The following is a 17,185-nucleotide window of genomic DNA, read 5'->3' on the forward strand; positions in this document are numbered from 1 at the left end:
GGCTCATTCCGGTTCTCCAATTCGCCTGTGATTGCAGGGCCCACGCCGCTACCAGCTGCCACGTGGGTGAATGGCATTAACGCTCTGATTCGGCTCCACTTTCCGGCTTGAGTTGGCCCCACCCCTGGGGGCGTACGGGAGCGTTCGGGGGTTGTTCCGGTCTGATCTGGCCCCACCGGGTGGCGGGTGGTGGGACGGTCGTGGTGGGCCACCGTGTGGGGGGCGATGCCGGATGGAGTTGTCGAGGGAAGAGCTGTTCCTGCGGATCCGCCGTGACTCGTGGCAGGAGGGGCTGTCGATGCGGGCGCTGGCCCGCAAGTACGGCGTGCACCGCCGACTGGTACGCGAGGCTTTGGTGTCGCCGGTGCCCAGGCCGCGGAAGAAGCCGGTGCGGCCCTCGCCCAGGTTGGATCCGTTCAAGAAGACGATCGACGAGTGGCTGCTGGGGGATCTGGAGGCGCCGCCGAAGCAGCGGCACACGGTCCAGCGGATCTTGAACCGGCTGCGGCAGGAGTGCGGGGCGGAGATCGCCTACACCACGGTCTGGGACTACGTCTCCCGGCGGCGTCGGGAGATCGCCGAGGCTGCGGGGGCGGCACCGTCGGCGGGGTTCGTCATTCGCCACAACCAGCCGGGCATGGACGCCGAGGTCGACTTCGGCGAGGCATGGGTGGACCTGGCGGGCGAGAGGACGAAGTGCTTCGTCTTCGCCCTGCGTCTGGCCTACTCGGGCAAGGCGGTGCACCGCATCACCACCTCCTGCGGCCAGGAAGCCTTCCTCGACGGCCACGTTCACGCCTTCCGCACGCTGGGAGGCGTCCCGGGCGGGCAGATACGCTACGACAACCTCTCGCCGGCGGTCTCCCGGGTGATTCACAAGAGCCGGTCACGGGAGGAACACCCCAGGTGGACGGAGTTCCGCCAGCACTTCGGGCTCGCCCCTTTCTACTGCGAGCCCGGACTTCGCGGCGCCCATGAGAAGGGCGGGGTGGAGGGTCAGGTCGGCTACTTCCGCCGCAACTACCTCACGCCCGTGCCCCGGGTGGGCTCGCTGGACGAGCTGAACGCGTCCTTCGCCGAGTTCGAGCGGGCGGAGGAAGACCGGCGGATCGGGATGCGGATCCGCACGATCGGCCAGGACTTCGCCCGCGAGTCCGTGCTGCTGATGCCGCTGCCTCAGGACTCCTTCGAGACCGGCGTCGTGTTCACCCCGCGGGTGGACCGCTACGGGATGATCGCGGTGAGGGTCTGCCGCTACTCGGTTCCGGCCCGGTTCATCGGCCGCACTGTCCGCGTCGTGCTCCGCTCCAGTGACCTGGTCGTCTTCCACGGCCGCACCGAGATCGCCCGCCACCCCCGCCTGACGGCGAAGGGCGCCGAGCGGGTCGTCCTGGACCACTTCCTCGAAGTACTGCTGGCCAAGCCCGGGGCGATGGCCGGCTCGGAGGCCCTGGACCAGGCCCGCCGCGAGGGCACGTTCACCGCCGCCCACGAAGCGTTCTGGGCTGCGGCGAAGAAGGCCGAGGGCGACACCGAGGGCACCAAGCAGCTGGTCCACGTGCTCCTGCTGCATCGCCACCTCGAACACCGCGATGTGATCGCCGGCATCCGATCTGCCCTCGTGGTCGGTGCCCACACCGCCGACGTCGTCGCCCTCGAAGCCCGCAAGGCCGCTCAGAGCGATGGCCGTTCCCCCACCGTGACGGTCACCGGGCCGGCTCCTGCTCTGCCCGGGCCGGAGCCCAGTGAGGTGGTCAGCTTGAACGCCCGCCGGGCCGTCCGCCTCCCCACCGACCAGCGTCCCCTGCCCGCTCTTGACCACTGGGACCAGCTGCTGAACCGCTCCAGGAAGGACGCGCCATGACCGGCCTGCATCACAACCTGACCGAGACCGCCTCCGACGCGGCGATCGACACCGTCTGCCGGGTCCTGCGGCTGCCCACCATGCGAGCCCAGTTCCCCGACCTCGTCGCCCGCGCAGAACGCGAACAGCTTTCCTACCGAGGGTTCCTGGCCGACCTACTGATGGCCGAATGCGAGGACCGGGACCGACGACGCTCGGAGCGACGGATCCGGGCGGCCGGCTTCCCCCGCCAGAAGTGGCTCTCCGACTTCGACTACAGCGCCAACCCCAACGTCGTCCCGGCTGTGGTCAACAACCTCGCCACCTGCGACTGGGTCAAGAAGGGTGAGCCGCTCTGCCTGATCGGGGACTCCGGCACCGGCAAGTCCCACCTGCTGATCGGGCTCGGGACGGCGGCGGCCATGGCCGGCTGCCGCGTCCGTTATGCCCTGGCCGCCAAGCTCGTCAACGAGCTCGTCGAGGCCGCCGACGAGAAGCAGCTGTCGAAGACGATCGCTCGCTACGGGCGCGTCGATCTGCTCTGCATTGATGAGCTGGGCTATCTCGAGCTTGACCGCCGAGGAGCCGAGATGCTGTTCCAGGTTCTGACCGAGAGGGAGGATAAGAACAGCGTGGCCATCGCTTCGAACGAATCGTTCGGAAAAGCGCACATGTTCCGGCGAACCCGTGCCAGGTGCTGCCGAAACTTCACGGGTTCGATGGTGTCGAGGAGGCTGCCCAGTCGCCTCGATGTTCGCGCCACGCGGCCCTGAGGGCTTCGAGCTCGGCTCGGGGGAAGTGCTCACCCCACTTGCCGTGGTATGCGCTCTCGCCGTACTCCCTCACGACCTCGTCGAAGCATCGGATCACTGCTCGGGCCACGACGTCGATGTCCTGCTGGGTGGACCAGATCTCGGTCCCCGTGTTGTCGTGGGCGCTACCGTGGGCTAGCTCCAGCAGGCGGATCCACACGTTGGTGCCTTCACGGTAGAAGATCCATCGGAAGGCGGTGGGCTCGGCTTCGAACTGCGCTCGGCATTCGGTCTCGTCGGTGATCAGACGTGCTACTGCGGTCAAGAGATCTTCAGGGGCAGTAGTGATATAGGAGGCCGTGACTTCGGCTTCCGCCTGGTGGTCGCTGACGATGCAGTCGGCCCAACCACGTCCGGACAGGACCCAGACGAGTCGCAGGGGGCCATCCTCGTTACCTTCCTTCGGTCGCGGGTTCCCTGCGCCGATCGCCGAGGGCCCCTCGCACACATCCGAGTCTGGGGCATGGCGAGACTGCTGACCAGCGGATTCTCTGACGCTCAGTGATCGGGCAGGCGCCCGGGGTCGACATGGTCGGCGAGGTAGATCAAGGTGGCTTGCGGGTCCATGCCGAAGGCCGCAGCCACGAGCTTGGGGTCCATGGTGTTCACCAGGTCGACGAGCCGGGTGCTGCGGATCATGCGGGGTGGGAAGCCGCAGTCGTCAAGGACGTGTGATAGATAGGCAGTGGAGGCCGGGCTCCGCCCGGCCTTGGTTCCTTTGGTGACCATGACGTGCGGGTTGTCCGTCCGCCATGCCACCCGGTGGGCCAGGCATCGCTGCAGCACTGTCCAGGAGGCGGGGTCCAGGGGGACAGGATGGGGCCGCTTCCCGAGCCGGACAGTATGGGCCTGCTGGTCGATGTCGTCGGTCTTCATCATCCGCATCTCGGAGCTGGAGGCGCCATGCAGCAGAGCGAGCATGCCCATCACCGCTTCATGCGGGTGCACCTGCTTGTCGGTTGTCCACCGCCTGAACAGCTCGCGCTGCTGGTCGAGGGCGAGCGTCTGGCCGCGGAAGCCGTTTCTCTCCTTCGCGACCAGCTCGCGAGTGGGGTCGACCAGCAACATCTTCTGGGACCGCGCGAAGCGGAAGAACTGCCGCAGCACGGTCAGCCGCCGCTTGCGTCCCTTGGGCAGGGTGGACAGGAAAGCTTCGACGTCGTGCACGTCGACGAGGGCCCACGCGTTCTTGTCCCGGTCATCGACCAGGAAGCGGGCCAGGTCACGCAGGGTGGCCAGGGCTGTCTCCAGGGTGTGATTGCTGCGAGGGCGGGTGCCCGCTCGGCGGGCACGGTCCTGGGCCCGCATCCGGGAGGTGTTGAAGGCGGCGACGGCTTTCCGCAGCGGTTCGGGGACAGCCTCGATGCGTCGTTGTCGACGGCCGGCGGCGAGCCGTTCAGCCTGGTCGGTGGGCAGGGCCAGGTGGTGGAGGGTGAAGAAGTCCTCGAGTGCGCGCGCGAAGGAGCCCATCGACCGTCCGGGCCTGCGGGATCTTTCCAGCAGGGCCTGGGGTGAGGTGGAGTGCCCGTCTTGCAGGAGTCGGCCGAGGTCGGTGACGAAGCCGCAGGCTCTGGCGATGCAGTGTCGGGCGGCGACATGAGCGACGAAGTCCCCCAGCCAGGAGGGTGGATCGGCGAGCCGGTCGCGGAGGTGTTCCCCACGGATGAAGGGACGGCCAGGGTGCTTTTGCCAGCAGGCCGAGCACAGCCCCAATCCCGCATGCCGCCGCACCTGGCCGCACTCGCGGCAGGTCCTCGGAGGCTGCTTCTCCTGCCGGGGCCGTGAACAGTGGCCGCACCAGCCGGTCGCCTCACGCAGATAGCCGGGCCGGTGGCAGCGCGGACACGTCTCCTGGGCTGCCCGCTGGTCGGCCTTGCGCCGGCAGTCGCGGCACAGACGGTTCTGCGATGACCGGACGGGGTGGCCGCATTCCTCGCAGACGCGTGAGCAGATGATGCACCGGCCGGTGTCCTGCTGCAGGACGCGGTCGCGGCCGCAGCCAGGGCAAACCGCCCTGGCTGCCTGCTCGTTCAGCCGGCGCCAGCACCGGCAGCAGTGCTGGCGGTCGAGGTATCCGACGGGGGCACCGCAGGTGACACAGTCTCGTTGCTTCTTGCCCATCGCAGCCCGCCGGTCACAAAGGCGGCATCGACCGGCCCCTGGCGGAGACGGCCTGCGGCAGGTCAGCGACCGGACGAGGAGGTGCGAGGGGCCGTTCAACCGGGGTGGTGTCGACCTCGATCAGGTCGTTGGGAGTGCACTCCAGCGCGGTGCACAACGCGGCCAGCGTAGTCATCTTCACTTGAGAGGGTTCCTTGGTGAACAGCGCCGACACCGAAGCCGAGGACAGTTCCAGGCCGGCCTTCTCGGCCAGCAGCCGCCGCAGTTCCGTCCCGGTCCACACCTCGCGCTGGGCGGCAGCCATCCGCAGCCGCCATTGGATCTTCATGCCGTGGTGTCCTTCCCGGTCAGCTCGGCCAGAGTGCTGGCGACCGCGCGTTGATAGGCGTCTTCGATGAAGGTCGCGGAGGGCCGGACATACCGCATGGTCGAGCTGACGGTCCAGTGACCGAGCATCTGCTGGATCGCGACGAGATCGACGCCACGCTCGTAGTTGTGCGTCGCGCAAGCTCTTCGCAGAGCATGCGGGCTGAACCGCTCGGATGCCGGACGTCCTTCGAGTTCCATCAGATAGCGGAGCCGGTTGCGGATGGTCCCGCGATGCAGGCTGCCGCCGGACTCGTCGGCGAAGAGCACCGGCGAGTCGGGGAACCTGGGCCGCACGTCCTCCAGGAACCACCGCAGCACCAGGTCCAGGCCGTCGAGCATGGGCACCCACCGAGGCCGCGGGCCGGACGTGTGGGCTCCCTTGCCGAAGCGGACATGGAGCTTGCCGAACGGGCCTCGGGTGAAGTGCAGGTCCGGCTTCTCCAGCAGCGATGCCTCCTCCGAGCGGAGCCCGGCGTGGTACAGCGTCCGGAACATCGCATAGTCCCTCGCTGCGGGTCCGTACTTCCTCGCGGTCGCGATCCTCTGTTTCATGAAGGAGAAGAACTCGTCCACCCGCTCTGGTGTCGGCGGCGGCAGCGAGGCCGGAGAGTCGTCACCGACATGGCGGGAGGCGTTGAACTCGTCGACCGGGCAGACCAGACGGACACCGAATGCGGTCTCGATCTCGGCTGCCTTGCGGGCCTGCAGGAACCGGTGGAAGCCCTTGAAGATCTGCACGTACTCGCGGCGGGTCGACGTCGCCCGGCCCTTCACCGCGAGATCACCGACCACCCGGTCGATGTCCTCGGGCGTGACTTCCCACGCAGGCCGTCCCAGTGCGGTGAGTGTCCGCTCCAGCAGGCCGATGTCGTTGTCGATGGTCACCGGGCTGAACCCGCGGGCCCTCCACGAGGCGACGAACGCGTCGACGCACATGGCCTGGAACTGCCACGGGTCCGTGGTCAGCGGCTCCTGCGGGACGGCCCCGCCTGCGATGACCTGCAGTCTCGCCTCGGCCACCGGCACACCTTCCTCGCACCTGAACGGTCAAGGCAGCACCTTGAAGACCAGCGTGCCGCCACGAGAACCAACGAGAACCGCAGGGAGGGGATACGGCCAGGTGACAGGCGCAACCCTTGTGAGGGAACAAGTGCCAGCCCCAGATGGCTGGACGAAGACGTTCACCGACCCTCGGCTCTGCGCGGCCATCGTCGACCGGCTCACCTTCAACGGCACCATCATCGAGACCGGCACCGAGTCCTACCGCCTCGCCCAGACCAAAGCCAAGCAACAGGCGAAGAAGTAGCCCTCACAGATGACCGGTCACCCTCTGGATGTGGATCAAGGCTTCCGGCGACCTTGGCGATCGAGATAGTCGACCAGTTTCGCTTCGCTGCGGCGCAGTCGAACAGACTCGTCCTCAGGCAGGGAGCCCAGCGCGTCGGCGAGGACACGTGTTCGGGGGATGTGGACCATTGCACTGGAGTAGATCCGGCACCCGGAGCACCATGCCAAGCCGACGCACCGTTCGAACATCGAGGACTTGGGCGGATAGAGACGGAACTGGTAGGAGCGGACGGCGGTCCCGCAGGCAGTGCAGCCTCGGCGATCACCGTCCTCGACCGTGTCCCAGGTCGCCACCTTGAGCCAGTGCCACCGCCTTGCCGGTGCTCTTCAAGTCGTCATGCGCAGCATTCTCGCTCATGGCCCATCAGCCCACCTCAGCAGCCCCACGACTACCATGGCTGGCCCTGCTGAGACCGGAACCCGGAGCCAGTTCAGGCCGGAACAAGGGCCGCTTCAACGACCGACGTGGGGCCAGCCCAGACCGAAAATCTGGGGCCATTTCGCGCCGTTAACGCCAGGTGAAGTCGCAGTGGGGCTGTGTCCGAGGTACGACCGCAACGGTCACTTGCGGGGTCGGTAGGGGTTGGCGACGATCTACGCCAGGCGTACCGGGCTGTGCGTGCATCGCCGCCGGAGAGTGCGTCGTGCGTCGGGATCTGTGAGTGGTTCGCCGTGCTCACACATCAGGGACTCGCTGCCAGTCCGGTCCGGGTGGCCACATGGGCGCTCCCCGAAGAGGAGAGCGATGAGCGGACAAGGCGGGCGGGGCCGGCCCCTGGGGGACCGGCCCGTGATCACATCCTGCTGAAGCCCCGTCAGTTTCCAGGGACGCCGGTTGTGGACCACTCGTTGGCGAAGTGCTCCATCTGCTTGAGGACCAGCTCCACGGCCTCCGGACGCCGGTCCGGCGGGTAGTTGTGGCGAGCCAAAAGGCGCTTGATGGCGCTGCGGAGTCCGGCGCGGACTGGTTCACGGGCGATCCAGTCCGGCTTGAGCTTCTTCTGGACCTCCGCAACGAGATCACGGGCGATGACAGCCAAGACCTCGTCGCCCATGAGCTCCCGCGCCGTGCCGTGGTCGGCCACCGCGTCGTAGAAGGCGAGCTCGCGCCAGTTCAGCGGCGGGTCGAACTTCTCTCCGCGCCTGGCGTCTTCGATGACCTCCTTGGCCATCTCGACCAGCTTGGCGATGAGTTCCGCACTGGTGTACTGCTGCCGCATGTACCGGACCATGAGGTCCTGCAGCCGCTCGGAGAACGCCGTGCGGCGGACGATGTTGTGCCGCGTGACCTCGCGCATCTTCTTCTCGACGAGCCGCCTCAGCGCCTCCGCCGCCAGGTGCGGCGTCTCGCTGTCCTGCAGCTTGGCGACGAGCGCGTCGTTGAGGTGCGTCAGGTCGGCGGTCTCCAGACCCGCCTCGGCGAACAGGTCCGTTATCCCGCCGGTCTCGACGACCGACGAGGTCAGCTGGGCGAGGTACAGCTGGACGTCGCGGGCGACCGGCAGGCCGCGGGCCTCGCGGTCCATCGCGTCGAGCTTGGCCATGTAGGCCCGGACCTCGACGAAGAATTGGATGTCCCGGCGCCAGGACGGGTGGTCCGGGAAGCGGTCGCCGATGTTCGTGGCGCTGCCGGACAGCGCGTAGAAGCGCTCCAGGCGGTGGGCGTGGTCGCGGAAGCGCCGGCCGAGGGTCTGGCGGGGGTCGTCGAGCTTGTCCGGGTCGTTGCCCGGGGTGCGCGGGGTCCGTAGGTAGTTGGCCGTCTTCAGGGCGGCGTCTATGAAGGCTGTTTTCGTGGGCTGGGTCAGGCGCGCCCGCCAATCGAAGGCGCGCAGGATGTCGGTGAGGATGTCGTACTCGTTGCGCAGCTCGTCCAGGGCACGGTCGAGGTCCTGGCCGAGGGTGCGGTCCTGCTGGTCGGCGTCGGTGTATTCGGCAATCGCCTTCTGCAGGTTCTCGGTGAGCGGCGCGTAGCCTACGAGCAGACCGTCTTCCTTGCCGCGGAAGCGGCGGTTGACGCGGGCCAGTGCCTGCATCAGGTTGGCGCCCTTGAGTGGCCGGTCCAGGTACATGGTGTGGACCGGCGGGGCATCGAAGCCGGTCAGCAGCATGTTGTTGACGATGAGCAGTTCCAGCTCGTCGTCGGGGTTCTTCGCCCGGTTGATGACCGCCTTGCGCTGGCTGTCGCGCAGGGTGTGGGCGCGCAGGTGCTCGGGGTCCTTCCGGGAGTCCGAGGAGAAGACGATCTTCATGGCGCCCTTGTCGACCTCTTCGCTGTGCCACTCCGGCCGCAACTCACACAGAGCGTCGTAGACCCGGACGCAGATCTCTCGGGTCGCACATACGACCATCGCCTTGCCGGGCGCCCCGCCCTTCTCGGAGACGCCGACGAACGGCTGCATCCGCCCACGCCGCGCCTCCCAGTGCGTCACCAGGTCCCGCGCGAGATCCCTGATGCGGGCGGGCGCGCCGTACATGGCATTCATCGTGGCGACGGCCTGCTCGACGCGGCGGCGCTCGGTGTCGTCGAGGCCGTCGGTGATGCGATCTGCTTCCTCGTCGATCTTCGTCGGGTCGACGTCCTTGTCCAGGACAAGCTGGATGACGCGGCCCTCGTGGAAGACCTTGACGGTCGCGCCGTCGTCGGCGGCCCGCTTGAGGTCATAGATGTCGATGTAGTCGCCGAAGACCTCGCGGGTGTTGCGGTCGGCTTCGGAGATCGGGGTGCCGGTGAAGGCGAGGAGTGTGGCGTGCGGAAGGGCGTCGCGCAGGTGGCGGGCGTAGCCGTCGAGGTTGTCGTAGTGGCTGCGGTGGGCCTCGTCGACGACGACCACGATGTTGCGCCGGTCGGAGAGCAGCGGGTGGTCGGTGCCGGACTCCTTCTCCTCCTTGGTCTTGCCGAACTTCTGGAGGGTGGTGAAGAGGATGCCGCCGGTCCGCTTGGCGGCCAGCTCCTCGCGCAGCTCGGCCCGGGTGAGGATCTGCTTCGGTGCCTCCGGGAGGACCTCGCTCTCCAGGAAGGTGGAGTACAGCTGGTCGTCGAGGTCGTTGCGGTCGGTGATGACGACGACGGTCGGGTTCAGCAGCGCCGGGTCGCGCATCACCATCGTCGTGGTGAGCACCATCTCCTCGGACTTGCCCGAGCCCTGCGTGTGCCAGACGACGCCCGCCTTCCCGTTGGTGGCGGCGGCCTCCCGGACCGCCTCCGCTGCGCGGGTCACCGCGTGGTACTGGTGCGGCTTGGCGATGCGCTTCATCCGCTTGGACGGGACGAAGTTGACGAAGGACCGGACGAGGGAGAGGAACCGCGGCTGGGTGAACAGGCCGTGCAGTGCCAGGTTCTGGCCCGAGTCGGCCATCCCCTCCGCGCCGAGCGGGTCGACACGGGCGCCGGACCCGTCCGTGTTCCACGGCGCGAAGTGTTCGTACGGGGTGAAGGGCGTGCCGTACTTCGCCGTGATGCCGTCGGAGAGCAGGACCACGGCGTTATAGCGGAAGGCGGTCGGGAACTCCTCCACATACCGGCTGACCTGGGAGTGCGCGTCCTGGAGCGTGGCATCCTCGTCGCCGGCGCGCTTCAGCTCCAGGAGGGCGAGCGGGAGGCCGTTGACGTACAGCACGATGTCGAAGCGCCGGTTCTTCTCGCCGTCGATGACAGTGACCTGGTTCAGGGCGCGATAGGTGTTCGCGTCCGGGTCGACCAGGTCGACCAGGCGGATGGTCGGATTGTGCTCAGCGCCGAAGCTGTCGGTGTATGTGACGGAGCGGATGCCGGCCGTCAGGTACATGTGGGCAGTGCGGTTCTCCTCGTACGTGTCCTGCGAGGTCGGGGTCGCCGCGACCGCGACGGCATCGCGGACGGCGTCCGGGGGAAGCTCGGGGTTGAGTCGTTCGATCGCCTCCCGGAGGTCGGGGTAGAGGATCAGGTCGTCCCACGACTTCCGGTGCCCGGAGCCAGGCGCGTACGTGTTTCCCGCCGCCGGCTCCCAAGCCAACTCGGCCAGCTCGTCGAGCGCGAGCAGCTCCCAGTCGGCCTCCAGTGGGCGCCGCTCGTTTCTTCCGCTCTCGTCGTCGTGCATCACGTGTGGTCCTCGACAATTTTCTCGGCGTCTTTGACGCGGAGGCGGCCGGACATGAGCTGAGGGAGGAGGGTGTCGCGAAGAGTGGAGAGCATGCGGTTTTCCTCCTCGCGGCTGCGCTGCAACTGGAACAAGCTGCGAACTTCCGTAGTAAATGCCGCCATGACGGGCGCGGCGGGAATCCGCAGTGGCAGGGACAGCGCCCTGTCCCGGTTGAGTCCGGGCACGGCGGAGTCAGAGTTCATGTGCTCCAATCCCAGGCTCCCGAGAGCGAAGTACATGTACTCCAGCGAGGTCCTGCCGCTCTTGCACGCGACGTAGAAGGTGGTATCGATAGGGAAGAAGTCCACCTGCGACCAGTAGACGGCCCCCACGGTTCCCTTGCGCCCAACGATGACGCCAGGACCGCTCACCAGGGACTCGTTGTGGTGGCCGTTGACACCTCCACTACCGAATACGGGGATATTGCCAGCGACACGGCGCGCCGCCGGCAGGGCTTTTCCATACTTGAGATCGATTACGTCGCCAACGGTCACCTCCTCGTCGGTAGAGGCGAAGCAGAGTCGGAATTTCGCCGCGCCGAGTTCCATGGCCACGGCTGCGATGCGCTCGTTGACGGCGATCTTGTCGTCTAGGGTGTCCAGGAGCTCGACCAGTGCGAGGCGGTCGTCCGTCATCGCCGGCACCGGGAACGCGAGGAAGTCCTCTCGGCTCAACGACAAGTTCGTCGTGCCCAACGCATGCTCGCGGCAGTAGGAACGGTATTGGGGAGTCCGCAGTACCCAGTGGATGAAATTGGGCGACGCGGATGCTCTTGTGAAGGAGAGCTTGACAGTGTCCTGCGTCAGCCTCCCCACTCCGACCTCTTCAGGGACCCGCGCGACGGCTCCCAGCAGGTCCGCGGACTGTGTGACGTCCTTCAGGGCGACGAACAGTTCTCCCGGACGCACGCAGATCTTCTCCGGGGACTCACCCGCGTAGCGCTTGAGGGAATCCGCGCGGAACCCGCCGTTGCGTCGGATCGAGGACAAGCCAAGAAGAACCCTGCCCTCCTTCCCAAGCAGGCGGCTCTTGTAAGTCGTGCCCCGCTGCAGGGTCACGAAGTCGCCGAGCTTCATCGGATCAGCCATGGAAGGCCCCCATCTGCTCCCGAACCGTCTTCTCCAGCTCCGCCGACTTCTCGAAGAGCCCGTACAGCTCCTCCGTCAGCGTGGCGATCCTCTCCGCCACTGCCTCCGCGTCTTCTTCGTCCGCCGCGACAGCCCCCACGTACCGCCCTGGCGTCAGCACATATCCGTTTTCCCGGACCGTGGCTTGGTCGGCCGAGAAGCAGAATCCAGGCTCGTCCTCGTACGTCAGCCCCTCCTCGCGCGCCGATGCCGTGCCGCGCCAGGCGTGGTACGTCCCGGCAATCTTCGCGAGGTCGGCCTCCGTCAGCACGCGCTCCGTCCGGTCGACCATCTCGCCCATGTTCCGGGCGTCGATGAACAGGATCTCGCCGCGCCGGTCCGCTAGCCGCGGTGCGCCCTGCGGGGTCTTGTCCTTGGCCAGGAACCACAGGCACGCCGGGATCTGCGTCGTGCGGAACAGCTGGGAGGGCAGCGCGACCATGCATGCCACCAGGTCGGCCTCGACCAGCGCCTGGCGGATCTCGCCCTCGCCGCTCTGCTGGGAGCTCATGGAGCCGTTGGCCAGGACGATGCCGGCGGTCCCCCGCTCGCCCAGCTTGGAGATCATGTGCTGGAGCCAGGCGTAGTTGGCGTTGTTCTTCGGCGGTACCCCGTACTTCCACCGGGGGTCGCTCTCGTCCCTCGCCCAGTCCTTGATGTTGAACGGGGGGTTTGCCATGACGAAGTCGGCCTTGAGATCGGGGTGCTTGTCGTCGGCGAAGGTGTCGCCCCAGCGGGGGGCGAGGTTGCCGTCGATGCCGTGGATGGCCAGGTTCATCTTGGCCAGGCGCCATGTGCGCTCGTTGAGCTCCTGGCCGTAGACCGCGATGTCGCTCTTGTGGCCGCGGCCCTGGTGGGCCTCGATGAACTTGGCCGCCTGGACGAACATGCCGCCCGAGCCGCACGCCGGGTCGTACACCCGGCCCTGGTACGGCTCCAGGATGTCCACGATCAGGCGGACGACGGACTGCGGCGTGTAGAACTCGCCGCCCCGCTTGCCCTCGGCGCGGGCGAAGTTGCCGAGGAAGTACTCGTACACCTCGCCGAGCACGTCCTGTGCGGCCTTGTCCTCGTTGCCACCGAAGCGGGCGTCGCTGATGAGGTCGACGAGCTCGCCCAGGCGCTTCTGGTCGACGTTGTCCCGGTTGAAGATCTTCGGGAGGACGCCGGTCAGGGCCGCGTTCTCCCGCATGATGGCGTCCATCGCGTCATCGAGGAGCTTGCCGACGCCCTGGCTCTTGGCGTGGTCGGCGATCCACGACCAGCGGGCGGTCTCGGGCACCCAGAAGACGTGTGCGCCGGTGTACTCGTCGCGGTCCTCCAGGAACTCCTCCAGGCGGTCACCCTCGATGCCGTCCTCGGCGAGCTCCTTGGCCAGCTCGGCGCGGCGTTCCTCGAAGGCGTCGGAGACGTACTTGAGGAAGATCAGGCCGAGGACGAACTCCTTGTACTGCGCGGCATCGATGGAGCCGCGGAGCTTGTCCGCGGCCTTCCACAGGATGTCCTGGATCTCCTTGGCGGTGGAGGCGCTGAACAGCTCCGCCTGGTCGGAGGGCTTCTTCTGGCCGGGAATCATGGGGTGGAGCGTCTCCTTCAGTCGTCGGTTCCGGGGAGGTTCTGGAGGATGAGCGTGCCGTCGGCGATGCCGGCGGCGGTGGTGTGGGCCAGGTCGTCGAGGGTGGCCGACTGTTCCCGCAGGAGGGTCGCGCGTCGGTCGAGCTCGGCGAGGACGGCGTCGAAGCGCTCGGCTTCGTCGCAGCTCAGGTCGGGGATGAGGAGGTCCTCGATGCCCCGTGAGGCCCGCACTGCGCCGCTGGTGCGGGCGTACTCGGCGGCCGCCGCCCGCAGCAGCGCCGCGAGCACCCGCGGCAGTATCGGCGGGTCGGCATCGGGGCGGACCCGCAGGATGCGGGCCGGGGCGGCCACGAGTGACAGGCCCGCTTCGTCGACGTACGCGCCGAAGCGGGGGCTGGCGGTGACGACGATGTCGCCCGGCTCGGTGAACTGGGCGTGCTCGTATCCGGTGAGAAACACACCGCGGTCGATACGGCGGCTGCCAGGGCGGGCCGTGCCGAGGACCTCGTCCGGGGTGAGCACCGTGTAGTGGCCCTCGGCCGAGAGGTGTTCGTGGGCGATGCGGTGGCCGGGGCGGCGGCGCAGACGTCGCTCGGCGATGAGCCGACGCACGGTGGTGCGCCGTACCGGCTGGTCCTCGGGGCGCAGCACGGCCCGAGCGCCCAGCGTCGCGCGCAGGTCGGCACGCTGCCGGGCCTGCTCGTAGAGCTCCGCCAGGCGCTGCTCCAGGTCGCTGATGCGGGCCGGGCGCTCGATGACGCTGCGGGTGTAGCGGGCCGCTGTCGGCCGGTGCTGGGTGGTGAAGGCGGCACCCGGCCGGTCGTCGAGGTCCTTCGCGGGGACGATCACAGCGTGGCGGGGTTCGTGCCGACGGTCACCGCGCCAGCCGGAGGCACGCCAGATGGTGATGTCCTCGGCGAGCGCGTCGAGGACCGGGTCGGTGAGCGGCTGCGCGGAGTGGTCGGAGAGGAGGACCAGGCCCTTACGGTCCTCCTGCGGTGTGCGGGCCAGCACCCACACGGCCGTGCGGTAGCCAGGGCGGTAGGGGAACGCGCCGTCGGGAAGGCTGACGGCTGCCTTGAGCAGGCCGTCCCGGAGGAAGGAGCGGCGCAGGCGGTCGGCCTTGCCGTGCCGGGGCAGCGGGCGGACGAGCACGTCGGCGGGGCCCAGGACGACGGCCGTCGAGCCATCGCCGAGGTAGTCGGTGAGTTCCTGCACCCGTTCCAGCACGGCCTGCGGGCTGCGGGTCTCCCCCGCTTCGTAGGGGAGGACGCAGACCAGCAGATGGGGGTCTCCCCAGTCGTCGACGGGCAGGTCCTCCCCCTCGGCGACACCGAGGTCAAACTCGTTCACTCCGCGCACCAGCATCCGGCGGCGTACCAGGCGGACCCGGGCCGGGTCGGGGTCGCAGGCGAGGTAGGTGTGGCCGGCGTCCTCGGCGGCCTGAGCGTGCAGGGAGGCGAGGAGGTCGCCGGAGCGGGCGTGTGGGGTGGCAATGATGGACCCCTCATCGAGGGTGCCGACACCCGACAGGGCCGCAACGGCGCGTACCACCGCCGGGGTGGGCTCGTCGGTGGCGAGGTCGTGCGAGCCGAGGCGGCGACGGGCCTCCAGGACCCAGTCGAAGGCCTCGGCGGAGGTGTAGGCGGCCTCGGTCAGCTCGTCGGCCAGGGCGGCCAGCGCCGGGCCGGCGCGCTCCGGGTCCGGCACCGCACGCAGCTCGGCCGACAGGAACGTGTCCTCGGGGTCGAGGTCGGCGGCCTGGGCGAGGACCGCGTCCCAGCTCTGGCCCGAGACGGAGGCGTCGAGCTGCCGGCGCAGGCAGATCAGCGCGGTCAGCGCCCCTACGAGGACGGGGGCAGGCAGGTCGGGTGTCCGCCAGGCCGCCAGGGTGTGCAGGGCCATTTCGGCCCGCAGGTGGCGGGGGTCTGCGTTGCCGCGGCCCGTTGTCGTCAGCCAGTCGACGACCGCGCGTGCGTCGAACAGGGCGCGCCCGTCCTCGTGGGTGACCGGCGTGGGAAAGTCCGCGTGCCTGCGGCTCCAGGTGGTGGGGACCGGCCGCTGAACCTGCGCGAGGGCGGCGATTTCGGCGTACGTGATCCGCCAGGCCGGCGTCTCGGGCACGATGGGCGACGCCGCTTCTCGTGTGGTGGTCATCGGACTCCATCCCCCCATCCCTGTACCTCGGGCCACTCCTGCCGATCTGGGCGAGTCGCCCGGCTCCAGGACAGGTGCCAAGACTTTACAGCGATGGAGGCTGAACAGACCCCACATTGATCCGATAACCCCGGTTATCAGGCTGAGCCAAGCCTCTCGACATCAACGGACGGCACCTTTGGTCGCCACCAGCCACGCCACACAGCGTGCGCATCACAAGACGACCCGGAGGTTTCCGACCATGACCAGCACGCCCTCGCTACCGCCCACCCACCAGCCCCAGGGCGCCGGCCGGACCACCGGCTGGGGCGCCATACCGCCCCAGTTCCCGCCCGCGCAGCCGCCGATCCCGAGAAAGCCGTCGCGGCGCAAGGCGTGGCTGACCCACGGTGCGACGGCGCTCGTTGCCCTGAGCTTCGGCGCCGGCATCGCCGGTGGCGGAGAATCCGACGGCACGACGGCTTCCGCGCGGCCCGCGCCCGCTGTGACCGTCACCAAGACCGCCGACGCCGCGGCGCCCGCGCCGGCCGCGACGGTCACGCAGAAGGTCACCGTCGCGCCAAAGCCCGCCAAGAAGCCCGGCCCGCCCACCAGCATTGACGGGGATGGCCAATACCTGGTCGGTGAAGACATCAAGGCCGGCACCTACAAGACCGCTGGCCCTCAGGACGACGATCTGGGCCTCGGCTGCTACTGGGCCCGGCTCAAGAACGCCTCCGGTGAGTTCGACGCGATCATTGCCAACGACAACATCACCGGCCAGGCGCGCGTGACCGTCCACAAGGGCGAGTACTTCGAGACGAAGGGCTGCCTGAAGTGGGAGCGGGTCGGCTGACGCTCCCGGTCCGGCGGCCACCTTCCTGGCGGCACCGCGCTGCATCCGGTGCGCAGCCACGGGAACCCGCGGCCCGGCAAAGGGCAATGAAGGGTCCAGCAATGTGACCCCGGTGCGGGGGTCGTGTGCGGATTGAGAAAAGATGCTCGCGACCCAAAGAGTGATTGCTCGGCTGGGCCACCACCGATACGGGAAGAAAGGCGCAAAAGGGACGTGACGCGGTCGTATGCGAACGAGGCAAGCGGACAAGCCGAGGTCGCCAAGTTCCTTCGAGTTCTGGACAATTGGCGTTCCTCGCTCGTGGATCTGAGCGGGCGTAACCGCCTGCTGAATTTCAAGCACACCCGCACGTCCACGCTCGAGCTGACCCAGCCCTCGTTGTACGAAGTGGTGGCCGGGCTCTCCGATGGCTGGGGATTCGCCCGGTTGCCCGACGAGGAGGAGACCGGGCCGGGCACAGCGGACGACGGCGCGGCCGAGACCGGAGATGTCGTCGCGGAAGAACGCACGCTTCCCGCCACCCGGGACGACGGCGGCCTGCGTACCCAGAAGACCACGGCTGCGCAATTGCGCCGTAGTCTGCGAAACCTCCGCAGCAACGCGAACCGCGTCTTCAACGACTACGGTCTGTGGACCCTCTATGTGGCGGCCGGGTTCCTCGAGTGGCGTGAGGAAGGTGCCCATGAGGTGAGCGCGGCGCCCTTGGTCCTGATCCCGGTCCAGCTGCTGCAGGCCAACGACGGTTCGTTCCAGCTGCGCATGGCCGAGGACGAAGATCCCCGGCACAATCCCGCCCTGCCACTCAAGCTGGAGCAGTTCGGCGTCGACTGGTCGACGGTCCTCGCCGCGGACCCGTTGGACATCGCCACCGTGCTGGCCAC

At 68.3% G+C, this 17,185-nt stretch carries 12 protein-coding genes and 1 pseudogene; 5 read left to right on the plus strand and 8 right to left on the minus strand.

Annotation, left to right across the window (positions count from 1 at the left end):
• Positions 1 to 232 precede the first annotated feature (232 nt).
• Positions 233 to 1,864, plus strand: a complete 1,632-nt coding sequence (istA, locus tag ACRWNP_RS35680) for an IS21 family transposase (RefSeq protein ID WP_431968949.1) — start codon at positions 233 to 235, stop codon at positions 1,862 to 1,864.
• Positions 1,861 to 2,616 (plus strand): IS21-like element helper ATPase IstB, encoded by a 756-nt coding sequence (istB, locus tag ACRWNP_RS35685; protein ID WP_431968951.1) that lies wholly within the window; start codon positions 1,861 to 1,863, stop codon positions 2,614 to 2,616. Before istA ends, istB begins: the two co-directional genes overlap by 4 nt.
• Here the strand turns inward: istB and ACRWNP_RS35690 are convergent.
• The 4 genes from ACRWNP_RS35690 to ACRWNP_RS35705 all read right to left on the minus strand — a co-directional run bounded on the left by ACRWNP_RS35690 (position 2,552) and on the right by ACRWNP_RS35705 (position 6,165).
• A complete protein-coding gene (locus ACRWNP_RS35690; protein ID WP_431968953.1) occupies positions 2,552 to 2,920 on the minus strand; it encodes a hypothetical protein in 369 nt (122 codons plus the stop codon). The genes istB and ACRWNP_RS35690 overlap by 65 nt on opposite strands.
• Before the next feature lie 233 nt (positions 2,921 to 3,153).
• Positions 3,154 to 4,125, minus strand: a complete 972-nt coding sequence (locus tag ACRWNP_RS35695) for a tyrosine-type recombinase/integrase (RefSeq protein ID WP_431968955.1) — start codon at positions 4,123 to 4,125, stop codon at positions 3,154 to 3,156.
• 664 nt (positions 4,126 to 4,789) lie between these two features.
• Positions 4,790 to 5,104, minus strand: a complete 315-nt coding sequence (locus tag ACRWNP_RS35700) for a helix-turn-helix domain-containing protein (protein ID WP_388398995.1) — start codon at positions 5,102 to 5,104, stop codon at positions 4,790 to 4,792.
• Entirely contained in the window at positions 5,101 to 6,165 is a 1,065-nt protein-coding gene (locus ACRWNP_RS35705) for a tyrosine-type recombinase/integrase (RefSeq protein WP_431968957.1), read from the minus strand. The genes ACRWNP_RS35700 and ACRWNP_RS35705 overlap by 4 nt, the downstream gene beginning before the upstream one ends.
• Positions 6,166 to 6,310: 145 nt before the next feature.
• Here ACRWNP_RS35705 and ACRWNP_RS35710 point away from each other — a divergent pair.
• Positions 6,311 to 6,451: pseudogene (locus ACRWNP_RS35710) on the plus strand (ATP-binding protein); the annotation flags it as partial.
• Positions 6,452 to 7,307: 856 nt separating this feature from the next.
• Here ACRWNP_RS35710 and ACRWNP_RS35715 read toward each other — a convergent pair.
• From ACRWNP_RS35715 to ACRWNP_RS35730, 4 genes are read right to left on the minus strand one after another with little or no spacing between them, the layout of a single operon-like run.
• On the minus strand, positions 7,308 to 10,568 hold the full coding sequence (locus ACRWNP_RS35715; RefSeq protein WP_431968959.1) for a type I restriction endonuclease subunit R: 3,261 nt from the start codon (positions 10,566 to 10,568) through the stop codon (positions 7,308 to 7,310).
• Positions 10,568 to 11,698, minus strand: coding sequence for a restriction endonuclease subunit S (locus ACRWNP_RS35720; RefSeq protein ID WP_431968961.1), 1,131 nt, complete (start codon positions 11,696 to 11,698; stop codon positions 10,568 to 10,570). The genes ACRWNP_RS35715 and ACRWNP_RS35720 overlap by 1 nt, the downstream gene beginning before the upstream one ends.
• Positions 11,691 to 13,313 (minus strand): type I restriction-modification system subunit M, encoded by a 1,623-nt coding sequence (locus tag ACRWNP_RS35725; protein WP_431968963.1) that lies wholly within the window; start codon positions 13,311 to 13,313, stop codon positions 11,691 to 11,693. Before ACRWNP_RS35725 ends, ACRWNP_RS35720 begins: the two co-directional genes overlap by 8 nt.
• 17 nt (positions 13,314 to 13,330) lie before the next feature.
• Entirely contained in the window at positions 13,331 to 15,469 is a 2,139-nt protein-coding gene (locus ACRWNP_RS35730) for a hypothetical protein (protein WP_431968965.1), read from the minus strand.
• Between the two features lie 241 nt (positions 15,470 to 15,710).
• Here ACRWNP_RS35730 and ACRWNP_RS35735 point away from each other — a divergent pair, with 241 nt between their 5' ends.
• Positions 15,711 to 16,304: a hypothetical protein gene (locus ACRWNP_RS35735; RefSeq protein ID WP_431968967.1), complete on the plus strand. Its 594-nt coding sequence runs from the start codon at positions 15,711 to 15,713 to the stop codon at positions 16,302 to 16,304.
• Between the two features lie 213 nt (positions 16,305 to 16,517).
• Positions 16,518 to 17,185 (plus strand): DUF4011 domain-containing protein (locus ACRWNP_RS35740; protein ID WP_431968969.1); only part of this gene is annotated, 668 nt, incomplete at its 3' end.

The organism is Actinacidiphila sp. bgisy160 (assembly GCF_965342435.1).
In the GTDB taxonomy this organism is placed as follows: Bacteria; Actinomycetota; Actinomycetes; order Streptomycetales; family Streptomycetaceae; genus Actinacidiphila.